The organism is Adhaeribacter sp. (assembly GCF_057359045.1).
This window is the reverse complement of the sequence record NZ_JBMQUD010000113.1, coordinates 1-23,715: the sequence shown is the minus strand read 5'-3', so window position 1 is coordinate 23,715 and position 23,715 is coordinate 1. Positions and strand designations below refer to the sequence as shown.

Below are 23,715 nucleotides of genomic sequence, written 5' to 3'. Positions count from 1 at the left end.
TTTAATATAGCAATTTGGAGTGGGTATAATATCATTGGAGATTATGGTCCTCTTTCTTTATGTTTATTTCCAACGCTTTGTAGGCAGCTCTTGCTGCTGATGTGCGTGGTTAAATAATATTAATTAATAATATTGGTAAATACTTAGCAAAACAAGTATTTATCCTGGCTGGGGCTAATCAGAATCAGAGACTTCAGACGTAGGTAACCATCGTTTTGTAATTGGCAATTAATTTATTCTTCTTTTGGTAGGTAGGTAGGTAGGTAGGTAGGTAGGAGTTTGTAATATTTTTCGATTTTTTAACGAAAACAAATTTCTGGGGAACAGGAGGAAGGCCCACAAAGCCGAACAGAAATTCTTCTCCTTTGTAAGAAACATAACAAGATTTACCCGGCGGGGGCGCAAACTCACTTAAGGCTTCTTTTATTTTTTCAATCTCCTCTTCTATTACTGAAATTTCTTGTAGGCAATGGAATAACTGGTCTTTATAGTATTGCAATGCCACCAACAATTCAGTTTGGTGTTGCTTTTCGGGTTGTGCATTAACGTAGGGCCTTAGCTTATATAGGTCTTTTAATTTTAGTTGCTGTTGCTGGTGTTTATCTCTGCAAATTATATACTGCTCAACCAACTCATAGAGCTGCGTACTTTCAGTAGGATGTATGTTGGATGTGTCGCCTGATAACTCCATGGGTATTTTTACGGAATTTCAGAAAAAAAGATAACATCTGCGGTTTAATCTGGTTTAGCAAGCGCAACAGAAAATGGGGGAATAGCATGCTTATTTCTAATAAAATAAGTGAGCTTCAAAACGTTTTTTCTGTTGAGTTTCTGAAAGGCGTTATTGCTGTTTTATAATCTTCCGAATAGGAATTACGCTGGTCGCAATATTACGCCAATTATATAGGCATTTTATTTAAATATTAAATATATAGTATGGTTATAAAACAAAAAAGCCTTCCCAAAATGCGGAAGGCTTTTAACTAAATCAAATATTCAATTATCTGTCCAGCGGAATTTCGATGTCAATATTCACAAAGTGAATTTTATCATCAATCAGCATGGCTTCTACCACCGCATCTTTCCGGATTTTACCCGCCAGAATTTCTTTCGATAACTCGTTCAGGATTTTGGTTTGCAGTACGCGTTTCAGCGGACGGGCACCAAATTGCGGGTCGTAACCCAGCTCGCCCAGGTAGTCCAGTACTTCGTCGGTCGCTTCCAAACGGATACCAGCTTCCTGTAAACGGTCTTGGATGTGCTTGAACTGGATGGTAACAATCTTACGCAATTCGTGCTGCGCCAACGGACGGAACATAATCAGTTCATCGATGCGGTTCAGGAACTCAGGGCGTACGGTTTGTTTCAACAATTCAAACACCTCGTCTTTGGTGCGCTCAATAATTTGCTCCCGGTTGTAATCTTCCATTTCGGCAAAATTACTTTGGATAATATGCGCACCTATGTTCGAAGTCATGATGATGATGGTATTTTTAAAGTTGGCTACCCGGCCTTTATTGTCGGTTAAGCGGCCATCATCCAGCACTTGCAATAAAATATTAAATACATCGGGGTGCGCTTTTTCAATCTCGTCCAGCAATATTACACTATATGGTTTCCGGCGCACGGCTTCGGTTAACTGGCCCCCTTCGTCGTAACCCACGTAGCCCGGAGGTGCACCAATTAAACGGCTCACGGCGTGGCGTTCCTGGTACTCACTCATGTCAATCCGCACCATCGCGTTCTCGTCGTTAAACAAGAAATCGGCTAAGGCTTTGGCTAACTCAGTTTTACCTACCCCGGTAGTGCCCAGGAAGATGAACGAACCAATCGGCCGTTTGGGGTCTTGCAGACCTGCGCGGCTGCGGCGCACGGCATCCGAAATAGCCGAGATGGCTTCTTCCTGACCGGCTACGCGTTTACCCAATTCTTCTTCCAGATGCAACAGTTTTTCGCGGTCAGATTGCAGCATTTTGCTTACCGGAATACCGGTCCATTTGGCTACCACTTCGGCAATATCTTCGGAAGTAACTTCTTCTTTCAGCATGGCATCGCCGTTTTGCAACTCATCTACCTGCTTTTGCAATTCCAGCAGCTTGCGCTCACTTTCCTGAATTTTACCGTAACGCAGCTCGGCTACCCGGCCGTAATCGCCACTTCGTTCGGCTTGTTCGGCTTCTACTTTATAGCGTTCAATATTTTCTTTTTCGGTCCGGATATTGGTAATAATTTCCTTCTCGTTTTGCCACTTGGCTTTCAGTTCGTCGCGCTGACCGCTTAAGTCGGCAATTTCTTTCGATAATTGCGATTCTTTATCTTTATCGTTTTCCCTGCGGATGGCTTCGCGCTCAATTTCCAGCTGCATAATGCGACGTTGCACTTCGTCCAGTTCTACCGGCAACGAGTCGATTTCAATCCGCAGTTTGGCAGCGGCTTCGTCCATTAAATCAATGGCTTTATCGGGTAAAAAACGGTCGGAAATATACCGGCTCGATAACTCCACGGAAGCAATAATGGCATCGTCTTTAATGCGCACGCCGTGGTGCACTTCGTATTTGTCTTTAATACCCCGTAATATCGAAATCGCATCCGGAATGGTGGGCTCGTCTACGGTAACGGCCTGGAACCGGCGCTCCAACGCTTTGTCTTTTTCAATATATTTCTGGTATTCTTTTAGGGTAGTCGCGCCAATGGCGTGTAGTTCACCGCGAGCCAAAGCGGGTTTAAGTAAGTTAGCCGCATCCATCGCGCTTTCGCCCCCGCCGCCGGCCCCAATTAAGGTGTGCATCTCATCAATAAAGAGCACAATTTCGCCTTCGGCATCAATAACTTCTTTTATAACGGCTTTTAAACGTTCTTCAAACTCACCTTTGTATTTGGCACCGGCAACCAATAAACCCATATCCAAACTCATCAGGGTTTTGGTTTTCAGGTTTTCGGGCACATCGCCAGATACAATGCGTTGAGCCAGGCCTTCTACAATCGCGGTTTTACCTACCCCGGGTTCACCTAATAAAACCGGGTTGTTTTTAGTCCGGCGCGATAATATTTGCAGCACGCGGCGGATTTCTTCGTCGCGGCCAATAACCGGGTCTATTTTGCCGGCACGGGCCAGTTCGTTTAAGTCTTTGGCGTATTTTTTTAATGAGTTGTATTTGGCTTCGGCATTTTGGTCGGTTACGCGGTTGCCGCCGCGCAATTCTTTAATGGCGGCTTTTAATTGCTTTTCGGCAAAACCGGTTTCTTTTAGTAAAGAAGCAACCTGGTCGCGGCCACTCAAAATACCCAATAAAATATGCTCGATGGCTACAAATTCGTCGCCGAATTCTTTTAAGTAGGTAGTGGCTTTTTGTAAAGCCGCGGCGGCATCGTTACCTAAATACGGACTGCCACCGCTAACTTTCGGATAGCCGTTAATAATGCTTTCCAGGCGCGTGTTCAGTTGGTTCTGGTTCACGCCTAATTTCTTCACCAAAAACGAGAACACACTCTCGTCGGTCTGTTGAATTCCTTTCAGAATATGCCCGGTTTCAATCGCTTGCTGCTGATTGATGCCGGCAATCTCAGTGGCCTTCTGAATGGCCTCCTGAGATTTGATGGTATAATTGTTAAAGTTCATAGCCTTATTATTTATCTCCTGTTTTCTGTGAACTGTAATATCAAATTACCCGCCAAGGCTATTTTTAGTTGTTTTCCGGTAATATTGTCTGGTGTATTCTAGTATAACATGGCTTTTTAAGACTTTTTGTCGGATGCTTGGGGTGTTGCTGGTTGTTGCTGGTAAAGATTTGCTCTTGAAAACGTGATTCGCGCTAAAATTATTTAAAGATGATAAGCCAGCTGTATAAAGGCTCAGGCGTATTTAGGGGTGGGGTCTTAAAATAATTATTTATGGTTGTTCTGTTCTCAGGAGAATAACCAGGTCAGGAAAATATAGACGATTTTATACAGCTTAAATTTCTTTTTAATCAGCCGGATAGCTTTGTTTAAGTGATTTTCGATGTTACTGTTACTGGTATTTAATTGCCGGGCAATTTCGGTATTACTGTAGCCCTCCAGGCGGCTTAAGGTAAATACTCTTTGCCGGACCGGAGGTAAGTCCTGGCAAAAGTCCTGAATAATCTCATTCAACTCGCGGTAGCTCAATTCGTTTTCCGTGTTGTTTTCGGTGAGCGGCTGACCGGTTAAATAATGCTGATAAGCAAATTCGTATGCCCGGCGTTTGGCTTTGTTGTAAACTAAGTTCCGGGCAATGGTAAATAAATAATTATCAAAATTCAGTTCGGGATTTAGCAGGTGCTTTTTTTCCCAAACCTTTATAAAAATTTCTTGCACAACATCTTCCGCTTCGTCCGGATCGTACATCAGTTTATAAGCAAAGGCATATAGTTTAGGCCCTAATCTTTTATACAGCCTAATATACGCTTCCTGGTTACCCTCTGCTAAAGCCTGTACATCTTCCCTAAAATCATTAACCACCTGTAAGCTTTCGGACATGAGTAGGTGCTGTTTTAATTTCTATAAATATTATCTGAAAAGGATAGTTGTTTTAAAAAATAATGCGGAATCAATTGAAAATGTTTAAATATTCAAATATCAAATATGATAAAAGTAGAATAAAAATCTAAAACTCCCAACCAGAGTAAAAATATTTAACATAGCAGGTGGTGCAGTACACAGGTTAATGGTACTACTTAAAACCCGGAGTAGCCAAGGCTTATGGATAGCAAATTACTAGAGAAATTTTATAAAGGAGAATGTTCGGCGCAAGAGGTAAAGGAAGTGTTGCAATGGTTTAAAAATAATAACCTGCCGGATTATGAAAGGTTGTGGGAAGAAGCAGAAAATGAAGGTACTGCTGAATTTAAAGCAACTGACGTTTTACAGCAGCTTAAAACGGCTATTAGCTACCCGGGGCAGGAATTAACGCAAATTCCAGCCAATCCGGAAAACTTGCCAGAGCCCAAAGTTGTGCAGATGAAATCAAATACCTGGCAGGTATTATCTAAAGTGGCGGCGGTACTGTTGCTTCCGCTTTGTTTCCTGGTATTTTTTGCGAAGGATAAAATTAGCCGGAAAAATATTACGTACCAGTTGGTATTGGTACAAACCGGCTCCGGCGAAAAAAAGACGATAAGGCTAGCCGACGGCTCAGTGGTTACTTTAAACAGCCGGAGTAAAATCTGGTTTCACCGTCCGTTCCGGCCTAATACCCGCGAAATAAATCTTGCCGGTGAAGCTTTTTTTAAAGTTGCGCCCGATTCGCTTCGACCATTTATAGTAAAAAGCGGCATAATTACCACCCAGGCGTTGGGTACCTCCTTTAACATAAACCACAGAGCCCCTCAAAATGAAACAGTAGTGGCCTTGGTTACCGGTTCGGTAAAAGTTAACCAGCAGCAAAACGATAAAGGTTATTACTTAACCAAGTTACAACCCGGCGAGCATTTGGTATATCAGTATAATAATAACCGCTTTCGGGTAAGCGCTTTTAACACCAAAGATATTCTGGGTTGGCAGCAAGACATCCTTTACTTTAAAAAAGCTTCTTTAAACCAGGTTATTACCAAGTTGGAAAATTGGTATGGCGTGCACATAAAGCTGGCGGGCAATATTCCGGAAAATGCTACCAACTGGCATTACACCGGCGAATACAAAAACCAGAGCCTGGCTAATGTTTTAAGCGGCATTGGCTTTGTAAAAGACTTTGCCTTCCGGATCGATAAAAATAAGGTTCTAATAAATTTTAAATAAAGAATGAGAAAAAAATTACCTCCCTAACTTAATTATCGACTCGTCACGAATGGCCGCTGGTAAGCACCTATTGAATAGCAATTGCTTTTTAAGCTTCCGGGCACGCTTTACAATTACCTAAAATATCAATCATTATCCATCCTTAATTTTAAAATATGTCTACACATTTTTTACGTCCGAATTGGCGGACCGCCCAAAAAGTACTATGGGGTTTACTTTTCCTGGTAGTAACTTTTGCTGGAATGGCGGCTGTACCCAACCCCAATAAGCAGCAAAGCTTAAAACAAACCAAAATTTCGTTGCACCTCTCTAACGTTACCATAGCGGAGTTTATCCGGGTAGTAGAGGCCCAAACCGCTTTTAAATTTACTTTAGACGAAGAAGAGGTACGGCAGTCCGGGCAAATTTCAGTGTCGGTAAATAACCAAACGCTGGATAAAGTTCTGGAAAAAGTTGCCCTGACGAATAATTTAGAATTTAAACAAGTACAGAATAATATTCATTTAAGGCTGCGTAAAGCCAAAGTACCGGAAAATATACCCACCAGCAGCGCTGTTAACCCAGCGGTAACCATAACCGGTAAAGTAACCGACGAAGCGGGGGACGGATTACCCGGCGTTACGGTTCTGGAAAAAGGCACGGCCAATGGCACGGCTACCGACGCTATGGGCGCTTATTCTATAAATGTGGCTAGTGGCAGTGCGGTACTGGTTGTTTCTTTTATTGGGTACCAAACCCAGGAAGTAGCGCTAAACAACCGCACCACCGTAAATGTTGTGCTAAGACCCGATGCCAAAGCTTTAGAAGAAGTAGTAGTGGTGGGTTATGGTACCCAGAAACGTCAGGATGTTACGGCCGCCATTGCTTCGGTGCCATTAAAAGAGGTGCAGGATATGCCCGTTTCTAACATTGCTACCGCTATTCAGGGTAAAATTCCGGGCGTAGTTATTCAGCAGAGTAGTGGCTCGCCGGGTAGTACACCAGCCATTAAGGTTAGAGGCTTCGGTTCTATTAGTGCCGGCAACAGCCCCCTGATTGTGGTAGACGGTAATATTGTAAGCCCAACGGTTTTTAGTTTGTTAAACAGCACCGAAATTGAAAGCATTGATGTTTTAAAAGATGCTTCTTCTACAGCTATTTATGGATCGCGGGGCGCTAACGGCGTATTAATTGTAACCACCAAAAGAGGCAAATCGGGCCGCAACAATGTAAACCTCGATGTGTATTCCGGATTTCAGGAAGTATCAAAAAAAATAGATTTATTAAACTCACAGCAATTTGCCGAATTTTCTAAAGAAGCCGCCAACAATGCATATTTAGATAATGTGCCCGGGGCCAGCATAACCGCTCCCAATAATGTGCGGCCAAGCGATTATTTGCGTTACCGGTATCCGCGCGGCGAATCTTTTGAATGGTTAAACTTCGATGATCCGGCTAAAATTGCCGCACTGCCTTACTACGATTTTCAGGATATGATTTTCCGGAAAGCCCAAATGAGCAACTACCAGTTATCGGCCACAGGCGGCACCGATAAAGTGCAATACGCCATTAGTGGCGGATATTTAAAGCAAGACGGCATTATCGAAAAATCTACGCTCGACCGGTATTCTTTACGGGCTAATGTAGATGTTAATGTAAATTCAAAAGTTAAAATTGGTATAAACCTTAATCCCACTTACAAAATTCAGCAGGACGTAAACAGCAACGGGCACTGGGCCGATAATGGCATTATTAACGCGGCCTTGGCTGCCGTGCCCATGGCCCCCATCTATGCGGCCGATGGCGTAACTTACTCGTCTCAAACCGCTTTGGCGGCACCTTACAACTGGCCGGGCGTTACCAATCCTATTGCCAATATCCGGGAAAATAATATCGAGAACATAAGCACCAATATTTTAGGTAATGCTTATGCCGAATACAGCATTCTGGATTACCTCAAATACCGGGTGTCGGGTAACGTAAACCTGGGCAGTAACCGGCGCAATTCGTATCGATCGTCGCGTATTCCTTTAAACCAATTATTACCACCCAATATAGCTACTGCTTCTGCCTATTCTGAACAAGGTTTAAGCTGGGTGTTAAACCAAACCCTCAATTTTACCAAAACCATAAACGAGGATCATAATTTTGATGTATTGGTGGGTAGCGAAGTATATAAATACCAGTTCGAAACAAATAATGCCACCGGTACTACTTTTGCCAACGATATTGTACAAACGCTAAATGCAGCCGGTTTACCTACCGGGGTAAATTCCAGCAAAATAGAAAATGCCACTACCTCTTACTTTGGCCGCGTTGGTTATAATTATAAAGGTAAATATTTGCTGAATGCCTCTATCCGGCGCGATGGTTCTTCGGTATTTGGTCCGGAGAACCGCTGGGGAACGTTCCCGGCTGGTTCTATTGGCTGGCGTTTATCCGACGAAACCTTTATGCAGCGGTTTGCTTTTCTTTCCGAAGCCAAATTACGGCTTAGTTATGGCTTAGCCGGTAATAATGCTTTTAGTAATTTTTATCCTTATGTAGCTTCGGTTGGCGGCGATAACTACAGCTTTAACAATACCTTGGTTACCGGGTTAGCACCTACCTCGCTTGGGAATACCAAATTAAGTTGGGAAAAAAGCCAACAATTAGATGCCGGTATTGATTTGGGCTTTTTTAACCACCGTATTTACTTCAGCGTCGATTATTACAAACGGACTACCCAAGATTTATTATTGTCGGTAAATGTGCCTACTGTAACCGGGTTTGGCTCGGCGTTTAAAAACATAGGCAAAATGGAGAATAAAGGCTGGGAGTTTGCTTTAAATACCCGTAACCTAACGGGTGCCTTTACCTGGGATACTAATTTAAACCTGTCTTTTAACCGCAATAAAGTACTGGCGCTGGGGCCCACCGGCGACCCGATAAAGAGTGCCAGTGGGGTAGGCGAAACCAATATTACCCAAATTGGGTCGCCGATTGGTAGTTTTTACGGCTACAAACAAATTGGTATTTTCCAGGATCAGAACGAAATTGATAATTACCCCCACGACCCAACGGCCCGGCCCGGCGACGTTAAATACGAAGATGTAACCAAGGACGGTAAAATAACCGCCGATGACCGCACCATTATCGGGAACAACCAACCAGATTTTATTTACGGCATTAATAACTCCTTAAGCTTTAAAGGGTTTGATTTAAATGTATCGTTGCAAGGTGTACAAGGTGGCGAAATATTAAACCTAAGCCGGCGCTTTTTTGAAAACCTGGAAGGTGCCCAAAACCAGCTAACCACGGTTTTAAGCCGCTGGCAGTCGCCCAGTAATCCGGGCGATGGCAAAACGCCCCGCGCCAATGGCCGGCCTACCGGTAATAACAATGCTATTTCTACGCGTTGGGTAGAAGATGGCTCTTACCTGCGCATCCAGAACATAAGCCTGGGTTACCGGTTACCAAAAGCTTTGGTAGAAAAAGCCCGTTTGCAGCAAGCCCGCATTTATGTATCGGCTCAGAATTTACATACCTGGACCGATTATTTAAACTACAACCCGGAGGTGAGTAATTACGAAGGGGCACTTACCGGTGGTGTTGATTACGGTGCTTACCCTTTGCCCAGAACTTTTACCCTGGGCTTAAACCTTGGCTTTTAAAAAAACGGGTAATTATTTAATTAAAATAAAAGCAAAATGAAACTACAAAACACATATATATTACTGCTGTGCGGCGCACTTTTAAGTTCCTGCGGCGATAAATTCCTGGATTTAAAACCCATTTCATCGGCCACTACCGATAATTTTTACAACAATGCCGATGATATAAAAAATGCCGTTAACGGGGCCTACGCCTCTTTACAAGCCGGGGGAATCTCTACCAATAACTATGTTTTCGGCGAAATTCGCTCCGATAATACCGTACCCGTAGCTTCGGGTTCTGTTACGGATCAAGACGAGTTCGACCGTTTTTATATCAGAACCACCAATCCATTCATTAACGATCGCTGGAGCAATTGTTACCGGGCTATTGCGCGGTGCAATGCTATTCTGGATAGAATTGGCGGCATTACCATGGACGAAAACCTGAAAAACCGCTATACCGCCGAAGTTAAATTTATCCGGGGGTACGTGTATTTTGAATTGGTCCGGACCTACGGCGATGTGCCATTGGTATTGAAGGAAATCAGGAACCCCGACGAAGGATATATTTACGGCCGTAACCCCAAAACCGAAGTCTATAGCCAGATAGAAAAAGACCTGACCGAAGCCGAAGCCGCTTTGCCGGTTTCGTACACCGGAGCCGATTTGGGCCGGGTAACCAAAGGCGCTGCCAAGGCTTTACTGGGCAAAGTTTATCTGACGCAAAGAAATTTTCCGCAGGCGGCCGCTAAACTTAAAGAAGTGATAGATTTAGGCGTGTACGGTTTGCTGAATAATTATGCCGATGTTTTTAGTGTTACAAATGAATACAACCGCGAAATCGTGTTTGACATTCAGTTTAAAGCCGGCGGGGTAGGCGAAGGAAATTCCTGGCCTAATGCTTTTTCGCCGGAGAACTCGGGTAACGCGGTTATTCCGTTTGGCGGTGGCGGGAATAATCAGCCCTCTACCGACCTGATAAACAGCTACGAGCCCAATGATAAGCGCAAGGATTTTTCGTTAGCAACTTCGTATGTAAATGCCAGCGGCGTAACCATCCCGTATAATTTTGTGCGTAAATACCGCGATGTACCGGCTACCAACAACGACAACAACAATAATATTCCGGTAATACGCTACGCCGATGTTATTTTAATGTATGCCGAAGCATTAAACGAGAATGGCTATCAGGCCACCGGCGATGCTTTTAACTACCTGAACCAGGTACGCAACCGGGCCGGCTTAGGTAGCCTAACTTCCACCGAAATACCTAACCAGGAGGCTTTCCGGCTAGCCATGGAGCGGGAGCGCCGGGTAGAGTTTGCTTTTGAAAGTCATCGTTGGTTCGATTTGGTACGTACGGGCCGGGCCATAGCGGTCATGAACAGCAAAAAAGATCAGTTTCGGTTGGTTAAAACCTTAACCGAAAACGAAATGGTTTTTCCTATCCCGCAAAGCCAAATCGATATTAACAAAGATAAAATAGCGCAAAACCCCGGTTATTAATTTAATAAGCCGGTAATTGGTTGAAGGGTAAATATTTAGGTTATATAATTTGCTTTTTAGCCATTTACCAACTGTGCGGTTATTCTGGTTTTAGTTAATTTAATCTTTTCAGTTTACCAGTTACTTTTATGAATATTCTGGACCAAAATTATTTTGGTCCAGAATATTTTACTTTTATCAGCAATCAATATTTAATCCGCGTCTGGTTGCCGCTACTTCTCCCGCATTATATTTAAATCCTGCTTTATCCATGAAGAATATTATACAAAGGTACCTTCCGGTTTTGTTTATTTTGTTTAACCTGCCAGCACTGGGGCAAGGGCAAACAAAAGTCAATTTTAAGCAGTTAACCAATACGCACGATATTCCCCAATTGTCGGCCTGGGGGCCTTACGCTAAGAAATACGCTGGTATTTCGCATATATCGGCGTTAAAAACCGGGTTAAAGTTCGATTTTTCAGTAATGCCGGGTTATTACCGCAACAAAGTACTTATTCCCAATGTCCGGTTCGAATCGGGTTATTTTCCGTGGCAGGTAAGCCCCGACCTAACAACCGTTACGTACCGGTACGAACTAGAGTGGAAAGATCAGGTATTTGTAGATGTTACTTACCAGACTCTGGATAGCAGCCAGGTGTTGGTAAAGCTGAGGTGCGTAAACCAAACCACTTTACCCCAAAACTTGGCTTTGCACCTGATGGCCTATTTGGCTTACCCCGATGTTTACCCGGAGACCAGAATTAAACCTGCCAGTGGCGCTACCTGGCATAATGCCATTACCTACCAAAACCTCACGTTTGCTCAGCCCCGTCCTTCCGATGATTTAGTCTATGATGGCTGGATGCGGGGCGAAGCCCGGAAAGATAATTATGTAGATGGGAGCGCACTTGGGCAAAACTTTGGCCGCGACAAAGGCGATAAAGTAACCTATGCCATTACGGTTCCTAAGCAAAATGAAAAAGGCGAGATACATTTCCGGTACCGGCTGCCGGCCGGGCAAAAAGTTAGCTTTACCCTAAATGGTTTAATAAACCAGGCGGTAGAACTATCCGGTACTGGCAATTTTGCGTGGCTTAAAGTGCCTTACGCTGCTAATAAAGCTGGTAACCATACCCTTACTTTAACTTCGGCAGGAGGCAGCGCGGTAGAGTTAAACGGGTATTTTGTAGCGGAAACCGGGTTTTTACCGGAACAAGCCTTGGAGCCGCAACCTAAATTATTCACGCCCCAGATTTCTACGGGCAGCTCGCCGTCAGAATTAATTTTAAAATATCCCGACCTAACTAATTATTACGGTTTAACCTGGGATTTTTCGCCGTTTCAGGTAAGAGAATTGCTAAACGACGAACTGGATATATTTTTTAAAGAACACGTGCACAATCACGTAAGTGCCAAAATAAACGGCAACGACAATGGCCACTACATCAATGCTTTTTTACGACCCGTAGAAATAGCGCCGCAGAGCGAAAAAGTTATTTCGGCTTTCATTTGTACCGGTACCCAGGAACAGGTTAAAAAACTACTCTCGAGTTTCAAAACCACTCTTGCGGCCAGAACAGCTGCAAATCTGGCTAAACCCAACATATTACCCGAAGGAGAGCCTTACCAGTTTAGTCTGGGGTTAATGCAGGCGGCCACCCTGACCAATGTGGTATACCCGGTATATACCCAGCAGAGTTATATCCGGCATTTTACCCCCGGTAAATGGTGGAACAGCCTCTATACCTGGGATTCGGGCTTTCTGGGTTTAGGCTTAAGCACCATTGATGTTGCCAAAGCCATCAGTAATTTAAACGCTTATACCACCCCGGTGGGCAGTCAGTCTGCTTTTATTCACCATGGTTCGCCGGTGCCTGTGCAAATGTACCTGTTTTACGAACTCTGGAATAAAACCCAATCTACGGAGCTGCTAACCTATTTTTATCCCCGACTGAAGCAATATTACAACTTTCTGGCCGGTAAAGCCGGCAGTTCTACTACCCGCAATTTAAAATCTAACCTCATCCGGACCTGGGATTATTTCTATAACTCGGGTGGTTGGGACGATTACCCACCCCAGGCGGGGGTACATGCCCAAAAATTAACCCAATCGGTAACACCCGTGGTAAGTACCGCCCATTGTTTGCGGTCGGCTAAAATTTTACGCCTGGCGGCTATGGCTTTAGGTTTAAAAAATGATGTAAAAATATTTGATAAAGATATAGCTGATTTTACGCAGGCTTTGCAGCAACATGCCTGGGACCCGGAATCGGGTTATTTTAGTTATGTAGCGCATGATGCCGCGGGTAAGCCCAGCGGTTTCTTCAAGCATCCGTCCAGCGGTTTAAATTTTAACATGGGCCTGGATGGGGCTTACCCTTTGTTTTCGGGCATTTGCACGCCTGCCCAGCAGCAGGGTTTATTAGAAAAAATGTTCTCGCCTAAACACCTCTGGACTCCGGCCGGCATGGGCGTTGTTGATCAGTCGGCGCCTTATTACCGCATAGATGGTTACTGGAATGGCTCGGTTTGGATGCCGCACCAATGGTTTATGTGGAAAGCCATGCTGGATATTGGCCGTACCGACTTGGCATTAAAAATCGCCCAAAAGGGGCTGGAGGTCTGGAAAAAAGAAACTGATGCCTCTTATTATACCTTTGAGCATTTTCTGGCCCAGTCGGGCCGCGGTGCCGGGTGGCACCAGTTTTCGGGTTTATCTACGCCGGTACTTGCGTGGTTCGAGGCTTATTACAAGCCAGGTTCTGTTACCACCGGCCACGAAATCTGGCTAAAGAAAAAAGCTTTTAACACCAACCAAACCACCTTTAATGCTTCTTTAGAGTTCGATACGGCTACGCCTGCTCACAACCGATCCTTATTGGTTTGCATGAACCCCATCGAAGCTTACCAGGTAACTTTTGAGGGTAAAAATATTACGAGTACCTCGCCTTATAAAGGGCTTTTGCAAATAGATTTACCGGCCACTAACCGCCCGGGGCAGCTTAGCATTAAACCTATTAAGCAGTAAAATTGATATTCAGATTTTTAAATAAATTTGATTTTAGATAGCCCAATATTTTGGTATTTAATGGATTACCATGATAGCAGGTGAAAATTAATCTTCCGAATAGTTAGTTCTTGTTTACCACCAAAAAGCAGCCAGCGCGCCAGGGGAGAGATAGCCGTACCCTGGCGCGCTGGTTAATTTAGCTTCCTTAAATAGGAATATTTTTGAAGCAATTTGCTTTAGTTCATAGGTTCTATAATTAGTTCCTGAATTCGTTCGCCGTTATCGTTGGCATGGCCTGTATTAACTATAATTTTTCTTTTGTAAGATATAGCAAGTGGCCAACTGCTTTGCTCATCGTATGTATAGGTAGTGTAATCTTTTATATCCATTTTCATGGCGGCAAACTGCTTTTGGATTTCGGCTATTTTCTGGCTTTTTTCCGCTTCGCTTTTATAGCTTATATTGGCCGAAGATTTGGTAATTACTTCTTGTGAAGCCCGTAAGGCATCTTTTTCATCCAGCACCAATTCGTTAACCATGGTGTTGGTTTTAGTTGCCGCATTAAAGGTGTAATAAATTGTACCATTGGCTTTTAAGGGTGCACCGCCCATTAAATTGGGTAACAATTCCTCGTAAGTGAGGGTATCGTGTACATTAAACAGCCCCCCATACGGGCTGTGGAAATAAATTAATTCCGGTAAAACAAGTTTTTCAATTCCCTCTTTCGAACTATAGGCTTGTACCAAAGGCTCCAATGCTTTTTTTAAGTTTTCTTTTTTATCTGCCGGGGTGGCTTTAATAATCTGATTAAAAATATCTTTGGTAAGATCGCTTACTTCTTTCCAGTTTTGGATGCCCTTAAACGCACCCATTTCATCGGTAGAATATTTTATTTTCTGTAAATTATGCTTTGCAGTTACGGCTTTTGTTTCAACATCCATTTGGGGTGCATTGCTAAAAAGCTGGTTTTCGTACTGGTACTCTATATCATAAGCTTTCTTTTTAACATCCTTAATCTCAAACTTAGCAATGTAGGTGGTTGTTTCATCTTTATGCAGCTTGCCGTTCCGGTATTCAATTTTCTTCTTGGTAACCAGGTATTTTTTAGAATCGCCTTTTTGCCAATTTGCCACATAAGCAATAGTAGAATCTGTGGTTTGACCAAAGAGTACCGTATGAGTGAAAAGGGAAAAAATAAAAAATGGGTAGAAAATTTTTCTCATACTTAAATGTAAATAAACTATTAGGGTAAATTATTTAGAAAGATAACTGGTAAGAAAAGTATGCAGTAGGAAATGGGTTATTATAATTGGTAAATATATTAAATTTTATATATTTAAGTAAAATAAAAAGCCGATAGATATTCAACTACCGGCTTTCTAAATTTAAAGTAGGTAATATTAAGCTTGCTTTTTGCGGCCGCTGGCTTTTACCGGAGTTGCGCCAGGCTCGGTGGGGGTAGTTTTGGTACTACTTTTTTTCCGGGTGCCGGTACTGGTTGCTGGTTCGGTGGCCGCTGGCGTGGCCGGCACAATGGTACTTTTGGGAGTAGCGGCTTTTTTAGTAGTTGCTTTTTTGGGTTTAACTTCTTCTGATTGTTTGTGCATAACAGTAGCTAAAACCGAATCGGGTAAAATATTGCTTTGGGCAACGGTTAGTTTGGCTTTTAAAGTGGGCACGGCTCGGGCATTGCCTTTTAGCAGGGCTTCGTAACCGCCCTGGGCTACTTCTTCTGCCGAGGCTAAATCGCCCTGGGCTATTTTGCTGTCCTGGGCACCAGCTACTCTAAAAAAATTGGTATCGGTGGCCGGTGGGCAAAGCACTGTAACGGTTACGCCAGAATCTTTTAACTCTTCCTGTAAAGCTTCACTGAAAGACAGAATAAAAGCTTTGGTAGCCCCGTAAACGGCTTGCAGGGGAGCCGGCAGAAAAGAAGCTACCGAACCTAGCTGCAATATTTTGCCGGATTGCCGGGAGAGCATGGCCGGTAAAAACAACTTGGTTAATTGCACCAGGGCAATTACGTTTGTATGGATCATGGCGGTTTCTTTTTCCAGGTCCGTATCACGGAACATACCGTATTCGCCAAAGCCGGCATTATTGACGAGGGCTTCTATTTCCCAACCGCGGCGTTGTACTTCGGCGTAAATTTTGGCAGCAGCCCCATGTTGGCTTAAATCTGCCGGAATCGTATCGATGGGTACATTTGGGAATTCCTGTTGTAATTGGTTAACTGCGGCGTGCAGTTTATTTTCGTAATGCGCTACTAAAACCAGGTGGTATTGGTCGCGGGCAAAACATCGGGCCAACTCGTAGCCTATGCCGCTGGAAGCACCGGTAATAAGTACTGTTTTACCTGTTTTGTTTTCCATAATTTTATTTATCGTTTAATTACAAATCTTTCATTGCTGCCGGCCGGAAGCATGAAGAATTCTGGCCAGCCATAAAGCAAAATTTATGTAAATAAAAAAGCTCCCGGTAGCGCCAGGAGCTTTTTTATTTATTTTTTAACGTCTTCCAGTTGCTTGTGCACAATGGCTGCATTTATCGAGTCGGGGAGGGTGATGCCTTGGGCCGCGTACATTTTGGCTACAAACGTTGGCAATACGCGGGCATCGCCCTTCATTAAACCTTTGTAACCGGCTTTGGCTACTTCGTCGGCTTCCTGCACTTGCGAGGAGTTGGCAATTTTGCTGTTTTCCATATTAGCTACTTCAAAGAAATTGGTAGCCGTTGGGGGTGGACAAAGCACCGTTATGGTTACGCCTTTATGGTCTTTAATCTCGTCCTGTAAAGATTCGGAAAACTGCCGTACAAACGATTTGGATGCCGCATAAACGGATAGCAGCGGGTGCGGTAAAAACGAAGCGACCGAACTGACCTGCATTATTTTACCCGAGCCCCGGTTTACCATTTCTCTTAAATAGCGTTTGGTAAGGGTAACCAGGGTAATAATATTTAAGTGGATAAGCGAAATTTCTTTATCTAAATCGGTGTCCAGAAACTGGCCTCTTTCGCCAAAACCGGCGTCGTTTACTAAATATTCAATTTGCAGCCCTTTGTCTTGTACCGCCGAGTATAGGTTATCAGCAGCGCCATCTTTACTTAAATCAAAAGAAAGCGCTTCTACCTGAATTAAAGGAAACTCGGTTCTGATTTGCTGGGCCGCTTGCTGCAGTTTATCTTCCTGGTTGGCTACCATTACTACATTATGTCCGTCCTGGGCAAAACAGCGGGTAAGCTCGTAACCAATACCGCTGGAGGCACCGGTAATTAAAGCAGTTTTTCCTGATGTATTTTCCATATTTATTTCTTTATGAAGTTGTTCTCTCCTTTTTACCCGCATTGGGGTGTAAAAGGTTTATTTTTTTTCCGGAAAACGAACAAGCTTACTTAGTGGTGCCGAATTTTCGTAAGCTTTACTACTGAGCCGGTTACCATTTGCCTGAATACCCGGTAAAGTTCAAAAAAGAAGCTTACGGGTTTAAATATTTAAAAGGCTTTAAATTATTGTACTTCAGATTTTAAAGCCTTGGAATAATAATCGGCCAGGCGGGTAGGTTCCGGTAATTTGTGTTTACGGGTAGTAGCCAAGGCAATAGCGGTAGCAAATTCCAGATCCAGCAAGTGCCCCGCCGATACAAAAACCGGTAAAACATTGTCTTTAGTGCGTACCGTATGGGCAATTAATTCCTGGCGGTGGTAAACCGGGGTAATACTGCCTTTGGCAGAAGCCGGTAAATCGTATTTGCCAACCAATATTTTTTTAGCTACGCCCAGCGTGGGTTTATTTATTAAAACGCCCAGATGACTGGCAATACCCAGGCGGCGCGGGTGCGAAATACCGTGGCCGTCTACCATAATCAGGTCGGGTTTGGTTTGCAGTTTTTCGTAGGCCAACAGCAGGTTAGGCGCTTCCCGGAAAGCCAGAAAACCCGGTACGTACGGCAAATCTACGGGCGCATAATGCCATTGCTTTTCTAGTATTTCCAAATCGGGGTAGCGCAGCACCACAAACACCGACAAAATATTCTCGCCAATAAAAGCCGAGTCGCAGCCCGCAATGGTTTGCAAAGGAAAGTCGGGTTTCTGAATAATTACCTGTTGGCTCAATTCTTTTTGTCGCTCGGTTAAATTTTTAATTAAAACCGGGTCGGGCGGCGGTTGCGGGGCGTAATACATGCGCTAAAATTTAAAGGTAAACCCGGCAGTTTAATAAAGAACCGAGGGTAAAAGCTAACACGTAACCACTACGTCTAATGTTGCTCCCATAGTTAATTTTACCGGTTAAATACCTTTTACCATCTTTTAGGCACCGGCTTTTTAAACCGGTACTTTCCGCAAGGGCAAAAATAATTTAAAAATTATAGTCGGCTTGCAACCTTCTGGTTTAGAGAGGTATCCTGTAAATAAACCTGCACCTTAATCTCCTCCACTATGAAAACCGCCTTTAAAATTTCACAATTTGTATTTGCCTGTTTGGCAATTGGTTTATTTTCCGCTTGCGAGGATGAACCAGAAAACAATCCGGATACTACCACTCCCAACTGCTTTATTACCAAAGCCACCTTTGCCGGCACCGATGTTATGCAGTATCAGTACAATAACGAAAACCAGCTGCAACAGGTAGACTACACCGGCAATATTCTGCAGCAGGAAAATTATACCAAAATTTACGAGTACGATAACGCTGGCAGGGTAAGTAAAGAAATATTTAAAAACACCGGTGGCCAGGAATATTCTTACTTTACTTTTACTTACAACAACAAAAATTTAGTAAGCGCTATAGCTTTTTATACCCGCATTCCCGGCAATGGCAACTATAAACACGAGTACACGAAAGATATTATTTATACCGCCGGTAACCATATTGCGCAGGTAAATACCACGTATCCGCAAAACACGCAAGCGCACCGTTACGATATTTACATGTACGATGCCCAGGAAAATATTATTAAAATAATAGAAAACGCGGTAAATAATGGCGTAGCTATAAACGATGTAACCACCCAATATACCTACGATAATAAAAAGAATCCTTACCTGGCGGCTACATTTTTAGGCATTGGCCCAACTACTTTCTCCAAAAACAATGTACTGAGCGAGAAAACCACTTTTCATCTATCCGGCCAAATCCGGCAGTATACTTTTACCTACCAGTACAATGAAAAAGGTTTTCCGGTAAAACAAACCCAGCATTTAGGCAATAATATTTTAGAAGTAGTTAACGAATATAACTGCCCGGAGTAATGTAAGCAGCCCATATTTAGCGCATTTTAGCCAACCCGTTTTAGCTGTTTTATCAAGTCCCGATAACCAAAATATGTATTTAAATTTCCCCAAATTTTTAAAAGCAAAATGGCTGCTAACGGGCAAAAAATAAATTTTAGTTTTTCGGGTAAATGCGTGCAACCTTTTGGGTAATTCCCTAATCTTAAGACTGATTCCGCTTCTTTTACCGGCTTTTACCTGTACTTTATGAAATATATTTTCCGGTTTTGCTTACTCACATTTTTATGGCCTTTGCTCACGGCTTGTCCGGGCCCTATTGAACCTGTAGATTCGGCGTACCAACCTATCTTAATGAGTCGCAGCCAACTCGAATCATCGGTTACGTCTAAGCCGCCCATGGCTTTGGTAAACCCGGGTAAGTTGTACCGCTACGGTAATTATTTACTTATAAACGAGCAGTACAAAGGCGTTCACATTATCGATAACCAAGACCCCCAGGCGCCGGTAAAGCTTGCTTTTATTCAGGTGCCCGGCAATATAGATTTTGCTGTGAAAGATAATATCATGTACGTAGATAACGCCGTGGATTTAGTGGCCCTGGATCTGCAAAATTTAAACAATATTCAGGTAAAGCAGCGCATCCGCAATGCCTTTCCGGCTTTACTGCCGCCCGATAATAATCAGGGCCGGTTTTACCTGGGCGATGCCCCGCAGAATACCGTGATTGTGGGCTGGGAACTCGCTAAAACCAAATAACTATGAGAAGTTTATTTAACTATATTTTACTCGTTTTACTGCCGGCCATTGTTATTATTGCCTGTACCAAAAGCGATAGTGTGGCACCCGGTAATCAATCGGCAGGCGGTACCGGGCAGGGTGGGTCTACAGCGCGGTTTGCCATTACTGGTAATTACCTCTATACTGTAGGGAGTAATCATTTAAGTTTGTTCGATATCAGCCAACCGACACAGCTTCAGAAAAAACAAGACATACCGCTGGCCTGGGGCGTAGAAACTATTTTCCCGTACGCCGATAAATTATTTATTGGCACCCAAACCGGGATGCACATTTTTAGCATCGAAAACCCGGAAAACCCCAAGCATGTATCGCAGTACCGGCACGTTGTAAGCTGCGACCCGGTTGTAACCGACGGCCGCTACGCCTACATAACCTTAAGCACCGGTACTAACTGCCGCCAGGCCATTAACCAGTTGCAGATAGTAGATTTACAAAATATTACCAATCCAGAGTTGGTGGCCCGCTACGACATGACCAATCCGAAAGGTTTGGGAATTGACCAGCATACTTTATTTGTATGCGACAACGGTTTAAAAATGTACGATGCCCGCGACGTAAACAACCTGGTTTTAAAACAACAATTTCCAATAGATGCCCACGATGTAATTCCCAACAACGGCCACCTGCTGGTAATTGGCAGCGACGGGTTTTACCAGTACCGCTATACCCCCGATGCCCTGCAATTATTAAGCAAAATTCCGGTGCAGCCGGAGAAATAATGGAGTTGGGAGATAGGTATGTTTTTAAAAAAGATTTGGTGGCTGGTGGTATTTAGCTTAGGTATTAGTCCGGTTATGGGCCAGGAAAAAGTTAACGCAATTACCGTTACATTTAGTCCGCAGCATTTAATGGTCGATGGCCTGCACCTGACTTTTGAAAAACCCAATGCCCGCCACAGCCGCCGCAGCCTGTTATTTTCGCCACACTTTTACTTAGGTAAAACCCGCACCCTCGATTACTTATCGTGGCACCACGACGATTACCCTGAAAATGCCGCAGTAAAAGGTTTAGGTCTGGATGTGCAGCAAAGATGGTATTTTTCTGAAAACACTAATATTCGGAAAGAAAGAACGTACCTCGCGTACGGGTTAAACCTGCACCATTTTGCCGTGGGGTACAAAAAAGAAGCCTGGGCCGAAACCACCGAAGCCGATGGCTTAACGTATTACCACCTCCGGATGCAGCCTGTGCAAACAAAAATAAACCGCTTAGGAGCAGTGGTCCTGTTTGGTGCCCAAAATCCCTTTATTGGATCGCGTACGGTTTGGGATATTTTTGTGGGTTTAGGTTATAACCACAGCTTTAGAACCGCTGAAGTAAGCCGTTTCCGGTACAATCGTAATTTTCTCGATTACGGTTATACAGGTTTGTATTTCCTGGCCGGTCTGAAAGTGGGCGTGGTGCTATAAAATCGAATAGTTATTCCCTGCATACTCGTTTGCTTATCTGCAGTATCGCAATGTTTGCCGGCTTTCACCTGCTTTGTTTCTGGCCTTTTCCCCCGTTGGCCAGGTACAGTATTTTAAGCTGAGTTATATGCTGAATTTATCTCTTCTGCGCAATTTATTTAGTTTAAGGATTTTAAAACTGTAGGCAGCGGTAAATTCTTCAGTTAATAAATATTCATTTCATCTTTTAAATTATCCCAAATAGGATTTAGAAAAGATGAAGTTCTGTTCCTGTTTAAATCTGATGGCAAAGCCAAGTCTTTAGCGAAAGACTTATACAAGCTAGTTTGCATTTAACTTATTTGGGTTTTAACCACCGGCTTTTGTGGCATGTTTGGGAGAGTTATCGGGCTTCCTTTTATTTTAATCTAAAATTTAAAGATTTTATGTAGATTAATTCTGAAAGATTAAATAATTTAGCTTTCACGAGAGGAAAATACTAAATATTTGCCGGATGTACTGCATTTTTTTAATTCAGAACGGTCCGGCTGTTAGCGGGCTTTCGGGCTATCACTATCCTGCATGTTCAATAAAAAAAGTTTTCGCAGTACGCTTATCCTGGCTATACTATTACTAAGCCAAGTAACCAGTAGCCAAGGGCAGGTTTTTACCATGAACGAGGCTTTGCAAACCGCACTGGCCAATTATGGTACCGTTAAAGCCAAAGCCAATTACGTGCAGGCTTCGCGGGCTGCCGTCAGGCAAACCCAAAAAGAATATTTACCTAATTTTAGTGTGTCGGGCCAGCATGATTATGGCACCATTAACGGCCAGAACGGTGCCTTCTACGGTTTCCGGGGCTTAAACTCTTCTTCTTCGGGGCCGGCAATGGAAACCCAGAACTGGAACGCCGCTTTTGGTTCTTTGTATTTGGCTAACCTGAGCTGGGACTTTTTTTCTTTTGGACAGGCGCGCGAAAGAATACAGGTAGCCAAAGCTGCCCAATCGCAAGACGAAGCCGATTTTATACAGGAACAGTTTCAGCACCAGGTGCGGGTAGCCGGCGCTTACCTGAACTTGCAGGCGGCCCAACGCCTGACCCGGTCGCAGGAACGCAACCTGGAACGGGCATTGGCCCTGAAAAACGTAGTAGTAGTCCGCGCCAAAAATGGCCTTAACCCCGGCGTTGATTCTTCTTTGGCCAATGCCGAAGTTTCGAGTGCGAAAATTGCGCTTACCCGCGCCCTGGATACCGAGCAGGAACAAGCCAACCAACTGGCGCAGTTATTAGGGGTTCCGCCCCAGAAATTCACGCTCGATACTTTGTTTGTCACGCGCGTACCCGTTGCTTTTGCCGCGCCTGCCGCCGCTCCCCCCGATAATCACCCGGTGCTTTCTTTTTACCGGAACCGGATAGACCTGAGCCGCCAACGCGAAAAATTTATTCAAACGTTTAAGTATCCGACTTTTTCTTTGTTTAGCGTGCTGCAGGGGCGGGGTTCTGGTTTTAGCCACGAATACAATATAAATCCGGAGGCTTTTACCCGGAACTACCGCGAGGGCATTACGCCCACCCGCGGCAATTATTTATTTGGGGTGGGCATGGTCTGGAATTTAACCGGCTTGTTACGCATACAACAACAGGTGCAATCGCAGGCGTTTACCTCGGCCGCATTAAAAAACGAATACGATTTGGTAAACCAGCGCTTAACGGCACAAGTAACCCTGGCCGAAACAAAAATCCAGAATGCCTTGAGTAATTACCGCGAAGCCCCGATTCAGATTCAGGCCGCTACCAGTGCCTACGGCCAAAAAAATGTGTTGTACCGCAATGGGCTGGCCACCATTGTAGAAATTACCCAGGCGCTTTACACCTTAAACCGGGCCGAAATAGACCGGGATATTGCCCACAGCAATGTATGGCAGGCGTTGTTGTATAAAGCAGCCGCCAGCGGCGATTTTTCACTTTTTACTAATGAGTTTTAGCGCCAAAGACGCTAAACTTAATTATCATATAAAAACAAAAGTTATTAAGAAGGTTAGGGGAGAACAAAAGTTAAACCGACCCTAAAAAACTAACTACTAATAACTAAAAATTAATTACTTTTTAAATGGATTTAATTAAAGGTGCGCTGCGCAAACCTATAACCATCATGGTGCTGGTGGCCGGGCTTTTTTTCTTCGGGATTAATGCTATCCGGAATATTAAGATAGATATTTTCCCAGACCTGAACCTGCCGGTCATCTATATTTCGCACCCTTATGGCGGGTACGCACCCGAACAAATGGAGGCTTATTTTGGCAAGCAATACGTAAACCTGATGTTGTACGTAGCCGGGGTTAAAAGTATTGAAACGCGCAATATTCAGGGGCTAACACTCATGAAACTTACCTTTTACGAAGGTACCAACATGGCCCAGGCCGCCGCCGAAGT

General features: G+C 43.8%; 17 protein-coding genes. 10 read left to right on the top strand and 7 right to left on the bottom strand.

The annotated features are described in order from the left end of the window. Positions 1–193 precede the first annotated feature (193 nt). The 3 genes from ACO1R6_RS17075 to ACO1R6_RS17065 all read right to left on the bottom strand — a co-directional run bounded on the left by ACO1R6_RS17075 (position 194) and on the right by ACO1R6_RS17065 (position 4,497). Positions 194–691 (bottom strand): hypothetical protein, encoded by a 498-nt coding sequence (locus tag ACO1R6_RS17075; protein ID WP_486266218.1) that lies wholly within the window; start codon positions 689–691, stop codon positions 194–196. Between the two features lie 309 nt (positions 692–1,000). Beyond that, positions 1,001–3,619 carry an ATP-dependent chaperone ClpB gene (clpB, locus tag ACO1R6_RS17070; protein ID WP_486266217.1) on the bottom strand — a complete coding sequence of 873 codons (2,619 nt, stop codon included), beginning with the start codon at positions 3,617–3,619 and terminating at the stop codon, positions 1,001–1,003. A gap of 287 nt (positions 3,620–3,906) precedes the next feature. Beyond that, positions 3,907–4,497 (bottom strand): RNA polymerase sigma factor, encoded by a 591-nt coding sequence (locus ACO1R6_RS17065; protein WP_486266216.1) that lies wholly within the window; start codon positions 4,495–4,497, stop codon positions 3,907–3,909. A 222-nt stretch (positions 4,498–4,719) separates the two neighbouring features. Here ACO1R6_RS17065 and ACO1R6_RS17060 point away from each other — a divergent pair, with 222 nt between their 5' ends. The 4 genes from ACO1R6_RS17060 (at position 4,720) to ACO1R6_RS17045 (ending at position 13,881) form a co-directional block, all read left to right on the top strand. Continuing rightward, entirely contained in the window at positions 4,720–5,754 is a 1,035-nt protein-coding gene (locus ACO1R6_RS17060; protein ID WP_486266215.1) for a FecR family protein, read from the top strand. A 155-nt stretch (positions 5,755–5,909) separates the two neighbouring features. Next, entirely contained in the window at positions 5,910–9,386 is a 3,477-nt protein-coding gene (locus ACO1R6_RS17055) for a SusC/RagA family TonB-linked outer membrane protein (RefSeq protein ID WP_486266214.1), read from the top strand. Between the two features lie 36 nt (positions 9,387–9,422). Next, complete coding sequence (locus ACO1R6_RS17050; protein WP_486266212.1) at positions 9,423–10,874, top strand: RagB/SusD family nutrient uptake outer membrane protein; 1,452 nt, start codon at positions 9,423–9,425, stop codon at positions 10,872–10,874. A 250-nt stretch (positions 10,875–11,124) separates the two neighbouring features. Beyond that, a complete protein-coding gene (locus tag ACO1R6_RS17045; RefSeq protein WP_486266211.1) occupies positions 11,125–13,881 on the top strand; it encodes an MGH1-like glycoside hydrolase domain-containing protein in 2,757 nt (918 codons plus the stop codon). A gap of 218 nt (positions 13,882–14,099) precedes the next feature. Here ACO1R6_RS17045 and ACO1R6_RS17040 read toward each other — a convergent pair whose 3' ends face one another. The 4 genes from ACO1R6_RS17040 to nfi form a co-directional block, all read right to left on the bottom strand. Further along, positions 14,100–15,086, bottom strand: coding sequence for a hypothetical protein (locus ACO1R6_RS17040; RefSeq protein WP_486266210.1), 987 nt, complete (start codon positions 15,084–15,086; stop codon positions 14,100–14,102). 177 nt (positions 15,087–15,263) lie between these two features. Beyond that, positions 15,264–16,235: an SDR family NAD(P)-dependent oxidoreductase gene (locus tag ACO1R6_RS17035; RefSeq protein WP_486266209.1), complete on the bottom strand. Its 972-nt coding sequence runs from the start codon at positions 16,233–16,235 to the stop codon at positions 15,264–15,266. A gap of 128 nt (positions 16,236–16,363) precedes the next feature. Further along, complete coding sequence (locus ACO1R6_RS17030) at positions 16,364–17,167, bottom strand: SDR family NAD(P)-dependent oxidoreductase (protein ID WP_486266207.1); 804 nt, start codon at positions 17,165–17,167, stop codon at positions 16,364–16,366. A 203-nt stretch (positions 17,168–17,370) separates the two neighbouring features. Beyond that, positions 17,371–18,045, bottom strand: a complete 675-nt coding sequence (gene nfi, locus ACO1R6_RS17025; protein ID WP_486266206.1) for a deoxyribonuclease V — start codon at positions 18,043–18,045, stop codon at positions 17,371–17,373. 255 nt (positions 18,046–18,300) lie between these two features. Between nfi and ACO1R6_RS17020 the strand changes: the two genes are divergently transcribed. From ACO1R6_RS17020 to ACO1R6_RS16995, 6 genes are all read left to right on the top strand, one after another. Beyond that, complete coding sequence (locus tag ACO1R6_RS17020) at positions 18,301–19,113, top strand: hypothetical protein (RefSeq protein ID WP_486266204.1); 813 nt, start codon at positions 18,301–18,303, stop codon at positions 19,111–19,113. A gap of 228 nt (positions 19,114–19,341) precedes the next feature. Then, positions 19,342–19,851: an LVIVD repeat-containing protein gene (locus tag ACO1R6_RS17015; protein WP_486266203.1), complete on the top strand. Its 510-nt coding sequence runs from the start codon at positions 19,342–19,344 to the stop codon at positions 19,849–19,851. A gap of 2 nt (positions 19,852–19,853) precedes the next feature. Beyond that, entirely contained in the window at positions 19,854–20,612 is a 759-nt protein-coding gene (locus tag ACO1R6_RS17010; RefSeq protein WP_486266202.1) for an LVIVD repeat-containing protein, read from the top strand. Between the two features lie 18 nt (positions 20,613–20,630). Then, positions 20,631–21,302 (top strand): hypothetical protein, encoded by a 672-nt coding sequence (locus ACO1R6_RS17005; protein WP_486266201.1) that lies wholly within the window; start codon positions 20,631–20,633, stop codon positions 21,300–21,302. 561 nt (positions 21,303–21,863) lie between these two features. Further along, positions 21,864–23,267 carry a TolC family protein gene (locus ACO1R6_RS17000; protein ID WP_486266200.1) on the top strand — a complete coding sequence of 468 codons (1,404 nt, stop codon included), beginning with the start codon at positions 21,864–21,866 and terminating at the stop codon, positions 23,265–23,267. 125 nt (positions 23,268–23,392) lie between these two features. Next, a partial coding sequence (locus ACO1R6_RS16995) for an efflux RND transporter permease subunit (protein WP_486266199.1) occupies positions 23,393–23,715 on the top strand: 323 nt, incomplete at its 3' end.